Origin of the sequence: Aeromonas sp. HMWF015, from assembly GCF_963878965.1 — a bacterium.
Taxonomy (GTDB): Bacteria; Pseudomonadota; Gammaproteobacteria; order Enterobacterales; family Aeromonadaceae; genus Aeromonas; species Aeromonas veronii.
Genome location: NZ_CAWNZT010000020.1, coordinates 1 through 2,940 on the forward strand (window position 1 = coordinate 1; position 2,940 = coordinate 2,940).

The window sequence follows — 2,940 nt, forward strand, 5'->3', positions numbered from 1 at the left end:
TTGGGGATCAGTTCCTGATGCTGAACAATGTGTCGGTCTGCTCATGGAGCAAATGCCGTTCTCTGCGCCGCGCCAACTCTATCAACTGCGGCACATCGAGAATAAGGGCGGGCTCACCGTTGCCCAGAATGGTGGAGCCGCTGACATAGCGCAGGGATTTGAACAGCTCGCCCAGCGGTTTGATCACCGCCTGTACTTCGCCGATCAGCCGATCTACCACTATGCCCGCCCGGTTGTCGGCATAATCGACCATCACCACAAAAGCGGGCTCATTGGCCGAGGGGAGGGCAAAGAGTTCGCGCAACACGATGAAGGGCACCCACTCGCCGCGAATATTTATCTGCCGTGATGGGGTATCGAGTGCTTCCGGCGGCAGGTCGATGCACTCGATCATCATGTCGAGGGGGATAACCAGTGAGGAGTGATCCACCTCGATGCGAAAACCGTCGATGATGGCCAGTGTCAGCGGCAATCTGAGGCGGAAGGTGGTTCCCATCCCCAGATGGCTTTCGATGGAGGCTTCACCGCGCAGCGACTCCAGATTGCGTTTGACCACATCCAGCCCGACCCCGCGGCCGGAGAGGTCGCTGACATCGGTCGCAGTGGAGAAGCCTGGCTGAAACAGAAACTGGAATATCTCCTGCTCCCCCATAACCTTGCCCTCTTGCGCCATGCCGAGGGCAAGGGCCTTGGCCTGGATCTTCTCCCGATCGATGCCGCGGCCATCGTCACTCACCTCGACCACCACGGCGCCTGCGTCGTGATAGGCATTGAGAGTGATCACGCCAGACGCAGATTTACCTGCCAGCAGGCGCTGCGGTTCATCCTCAATACCGTGGTCGACAGCGTTGCGTACAAGGTGCATCAGGGGATCGGTCAACTTCTCGACCATGGATTTGTCGATATCGGTATCGGCGTTGTTGATGTGCAGGCTAATGTTTTTACCTGTCTGTTGGGACAATTCATGCACCAGTCGGGGAAAGCGGTTGAAGATCTCGTTGATGGGCACCATCCGCAGCGTGAGGGCATCATCACGGATCCCCTCGACCAGGGTGTTGACGGTGGCGACCGACTCGATCAGTTCGGCATCCCCCCGCATTTTTGCCTGCAAGGTGGTGGCCGAGGTGGCGATCACCAGCTCGCCAACCCGGTTGATCAGTCGATCCAATTTGGCGGCTTCAATGCGGATGTAGTGCCCTTCGGCCCGCAGTGGTGCGGGTTTGACGAGGGGGACAACGGGGCTCTCGGGTTCACTCTCCGATTTGGCGGGTGCAGGCTGATCAAATTGGGTGGCGGGCGCATTGTCGTATGCACCGCACTCGATGGCATCGGCTTCGGCCCGGGCCAGGACATTGGCCGCTTCCCAGCGAGCCAACTGTGCCGCCAGCGGTTCATTGCGCCACTGGGCCAGCCGCGCGCCCTGTTTGGCATATTCGGCCAGATCCTGATGAGGGGTGAGCAGGCAGATAATGCTGGCGTGCGCGATGAAATCGAAGGTGCTGCGAATACGCTCGGGGGATTGTGCGCTGCGCAGCGTGATCTCGTAGCCCAGAAAACACTCAGTGGGATCAAGCAGTTGCAGCGGCGGCCACTCATGCCAGACCGGCTCGATAAAGACGATATCCCCCAGATTGGCGAGATAGCGTATAAACGCCAACAGATCGAAGCCATCCTGATAGAGGGCCGGATAGAAGCGCAGCGACAGGTGCCACGCTCGCATATCTTGCTCGGCGGCAACGAGCTGGACGGGCAGTGAGACCGGTGGATTGGGCAGGCTCTGGTGACCCTGTAGTTGGGAGAGTAGCGCCAGGATCTGCTGGGTTTCGGTTTGCGGCAGCTCGGGGTTGTGCTCGGCCCCTTGCAGCAGATCGCGCAGTTGATCGTTACAGGCCAGCAGCAGATTGATCAGATGCTCATCGAGCTGTAGCTCGCCGCTGCGCAGTCGCGTCAGCATGTTCTCCATGGCATGGGCAAAGCGAACCAGCATGGTGAGCCCCAGCATGCTGGCCGATCCCTTGATGGTATGGGCGGTGCGAAACATCAGATTGTAGGTATCCGGGTTCGCGGGGTAGGTCTCTCTGTCCAGCAGGGCGTGTTCCAGATTGTCGCACTGCTCATAGGCCTCTTCAAAAAAGAGGGCGCGCGCTTTATTGATGTCCATCTTGGGCCCTCACCAAGGTCAGCATGGGTAACAAGCCGAGTTGACTCAATGCCTGTTGTGCCACGCTCTCTTCACCTGCGCGGATCCGCAGACTCTTGTTCTGCTGATTGGCCTCTTGCTGCAAGAGCGCCAGTAGTTGGGCTCCGCAACTATCCAGAGCCTCCAGTTGGCTGACATCCAGCACGACGATGGCGAAGTTGAGCAGGCTGAAGAGATCGTCCTGCAGCTCGCCAAGGGTCATGATGGTGAGCTCCCCCGTAAGTGTGGCGGTCGGGGGCGCATGCAGAATATCAAGCTCGAAACTCATCTCCGTTGCCTCTGTGTCATGGTTGCATCACCTTATAGACATCATCGATCAGCTTTAGTGGTTCAAACGGCTTGGTCAGCCAGATGCGCGCCCCCGCATTGAACCCCTCCAGCCTGATCTCTGCCGAGTTCTCGGTAGTCAGCATGATGAAGGGTAGGTAACGGGTCGCTGGCTGTTTCTTGACTTGCCTGAGCAGGGTCATGCCATCCATGCCTGGCATGTTGAGATCCGAAATAATGAGATGTACGCGCTGGCGCTCCAGCTGGCCAAGGGCCGCGTTGCCATCATCGGCTTCAATCACTGCAAAACCTGCGCTTTGCAATGTCATGGTGATGGTGGCTCTGATGCTGGCAGAATCTTCCACAACGAGGATGGTTTTAGTCATATTCCTGCTCATTCATACATACGCGATGATGGTATCCGGATGACATTTCTCTAACCCACTAATTGTTGTCCAATAACTTGATCTGTG

At 57.8% G+C, this 2,940-nt stretch carries 3 protein-coding genes; all 3 read right to left on the reverse strand.

Going from position 1 to position 2,940, the window contains the following annotated elements; all coding sequences use genetic code 11:
• Nucleotides 1-7: 7 nt before the first annotated feature.
• From AACS18_RS00850 to AACS18_RS00860, 3 genes are read right to left on the reverse strand one after another with little or no spacing between them, the layout of a single operon-like run.
• A complete protein-coding gene (locus AACS18_RS00850; protein WP_108613475.1) occupies nucleotides 8-2,161 on the reverse strand; it encodes a chemotaxis protein CheA in 2,154 nt (717 codons plus the stop codon).
• Complete coding sequence (locus tag AACS18_RS00855) at nucleotides 2,148-2,468, reverse strand: STAS domain-containing protein (RefSeq protein WP_108540420.1); 321 nt, start codon at nucleotides 2,466-2,468, stop codon at nucleotides 2,148-2,150. The genes AACS18_RS00850 and AACS18_RS00855 overlap by 14 nt, the downstream gene beginning before the upstream one ends.
• A 16-nt stretch (nucleotides 2,469-2,484) precedes the next feature.
• On the reverse strand, nucleotides 2,485-2,853 hold the full coding sequence (locus tag AACS18_RS00860) for a response regulator (RefSeq protein WP_108613476.1): 369 nt from the start codon (nucleotides 2,851-2,853) through the stop codon (nucleotides 2,485-2,487).
• Nucleotides 2,854-2,940 lie beyond the last annotated feature (87 nt).

Coding starts and splice junctions, on each gene's coding strand:
- AACS18_RS00850 (WP_108613475.1), bottom strand. CDS start 2,161: ATGGACATCAATAAAGCGCGCGCCCTCTTTTTTGAAGAGGCCTATGAG.
- AACS18_RS00855 (WP_108540420.1), bottom strand. CDS start 2,468: ATGAGTTTCGAGCTTGATATTCTGCATGCGCCCCCGACCGCCACACTT.
- AACS18_RS00860 (WP_108613476.1), bottom strand. CDS start 2,853: ATGACTAAAACCATCCTCGTTGTGGAAGATTCTGCCAGCATCAGAGCC.